This is a genomic window from bacterium, from assembly GCA_016873475.1.
Classification (GTDB): Bacteria; Krumholzibacteriota; Krumholzibacteriia; order JACNKJ01; family JACNKJ01; genus VGXI01.
Genome location: VGXI01000340.1, coordinates 1 through 2,319, shown reverse-complemented (window position 1 = coordinate 2,319; position 2,319 = coordinate 1). Strand labels below are relative to the sequence as shown.

The 2,319-nt window shown below is 71.5% G+C and carries 2 protein-coding genes; both read left to right on the top strand.

Translation table 11 applies throughout. The annotated features are described in order from the left end of the window. Positions 1–205: 205 nt before the first annotated feature. Positions 206–664 carry an ATP-binding protein gene (locus tag FJ251_15555; GenBank protein ID MBM4119119.1) on the top strand — a complete coding sequence of 153 codons (459 nt, stop codon included), beginning with the start codon at positions 206–208 and terminating at the stop codon, positions 662–664. Between the two features lie 23 nt (positions 665–687). Next, positions 688–2,319: hypothetical protein (locus tag FJ251_15550; GenBank protein ID MBM4119118.1), on the top strand; the 1,632-nt coding region annotated here is incomplete at its 3' end.

The window sequence follows — 2,319 nt, the reverse complement described above, 5'->3', positions numbered from 1 at the left end:
ACGGGCCTGGGCATCCTCATCGCGGGCTACACCTCGGTGCAGGACGCCGGCGGGCAGTTCAAGCTGGCGAACATCTCCGGGCGCATCGAATCGATCCTGATGGTGACCAAGCTGGCCGGCATCTTCGAGACCTACGAGACCGAAGAAGAGGCCCTGGCGAGCTTCGTCTCGTGAGGACCGGGCGGCGAGCGGGGCGGGCAGGAGCATGAGCGCGAGCGGCAACGGCGTCGACGTGTTGCGCTGGGACCTGCCCAGCGACTTCCGCTGGCTCGGCGTCATCAACGCGGCGCTGCAGGAGATCGGCCAGGCCCTGGACTGGGACCAGGCGGAACTCAACCAGATCTCGATCGCCAGCATCGAGGCCGTCAGCAATGCCATCGAGCACGGCAACCGCTTTCGCGCGGAGCTGCGGGTGGGCGTCGAGCTGGCCTTGAGCGAGACGCGCTTTCGCATCGCCGTCAGCGACGGCGGCCCCGGCTTCCCGCCGGAGCGGCTGCGGGCGCCGGCGCCCGCACCCGAGGACCCCGCCTTCCTCGGCGCCCGCGGGCGGGGCATCTTCATCATGCGGGAGATCATGGACGCCGTGCGCACGCGGCGCGATGAGGCGGGACGCTTCGTGATCGAGCTGGAGAAGGCCGTCAGCGGGAGCGAAGCCGATCAGTAGCGCGACCGGCCGCGGAGACAGGGATGGCTCCTGAGACCTTCCTGCCCGTCATCTATTTCGTCGCCGGCGCCTTGATGCTCGTCTGGGGCCTCGGCCTCCTGCGCCGCTTCGGCAGCGAGCAGCTCCACCGCGTCGTCGCCTTCATGCTCTTCTTCGGGGGCATCGCGCCGATCCTGGCCGGCGTCGGCCTCGTGCAGCCCAAGAGCGACGAGGGCGAGATCGTCCTCCTCGGCGGCTTCCTGGAGCGCTTCTCCTACACCTGGGAGTTCTTCTTCCCGACCCTGCTGCTCTTCAGCCTCGTCTTCCCGCGGCGGCGGGCGATCCTCGAGCGCTTCCGCGCCCTGCCCCTGCTGCTCTACCTGCCCCACGTCGTGCACCTCCTGCTCATCCTGTCGGTGCGCCGGGTGGAGCCCTCGGCCTTCCTCGGTCCGGTGCAGGAGACGGCCAGCCGCTTCGGCGGCCAGCTCTCGGCGCTGGACACGATCTGGTCGCTCGGCGTCTCCCTGCACTCGCTGCTCTTTCCGGGCGTCAATCTCCTGATGGGCCTGACGGCCCTCGTGCTGCTCGCCCGCAGCGAGGACCTGCGCCGCGGCGTCAACCTGCGCCGGCAGCGGCTCCTGCTCAGCCTCGGCTTCGCGCTGCCCCTGGCCGGCTACCTGCTCGCGGAGGCCCTGCCCATCTTCTTCGGCGGACAGCCCTCGGCGACGGTCAAGCCGCATCTGCTGGCGGCCTCGATGATCCTGTCGAGCGCCGTGGTGGCCTACGCGGCCATCCGCCACCGCTTCCTGCGCATCCGGCTGCTGGCGCGGCGGGGCGTGCTCGACGTGGCCGTCTCCCTGCTGCTCGCGCTGCTCTACCTGTTCCTGCTCAGCCGCTTCCAGGATCTCTTCACGGCCTACCTCGGCAACCTGGGCGCGCTCTTCGAGGCGGGGCTGACCGTCTTCGCGATCATCCTCTTCCAGCCGCTGCTCTCGCGCGTCGAGGGTGTCCTCGACCGCCGCTTCTTCGGCCACAGCGGCGATCCACGGCGCGACGCCCTGCGCCGCCTCGGCGCGCGCCTGGGCGACGTCAGCCGGCTCGACGAGGTGGAGTCCGCCCTTTCGCCCGTGCTCCAGGACGTCTTCCACGTCGATCGCAGCCGGCTGCTCGTCTGGGAGTGCCCGCGCGCGGAGGGCGCGGAGCCCGATCCCCTCTGGTTCCGCGAACTGGCGGCGCACCGGGAGCACCTGCGCCTGCTCGTCGAGCCGCTGCACTGGCGCGAGTTCCGCGCCTGGTCGCGGCGCAACGCGCTGCCCGAGCCGACGGACACGCCGGTCTGGGAGCAGACCCTGGCCCTGGTCGACGAGGGCGGCTGCCGCGGCCTGCTGCTCCTGGGTCCGCGCGAGGGCGGCGGCGGGCTGCGCGGCGCCGAGCGCGAGCACCTCATCCTGCTCGGCGCCCAGCTCACGGCGGTCGTGCGCAACCTCGCCCTGCTCGGCGAGCTGCTGGACAAGCGCCTGCTCGAGGAGGAGATGCAGCTCGCCTTCCGCATCCAGTCGGGCCTGCTGCCCAAGGAGAAGCCGCGGCTGCCCGGCCTGCGCCTGCACGGCCACAGCCGACCCAGCCGCCAGGTGGGGGGCGACTACTACGACTGGCACGAGACGGAGCAGGAGGGG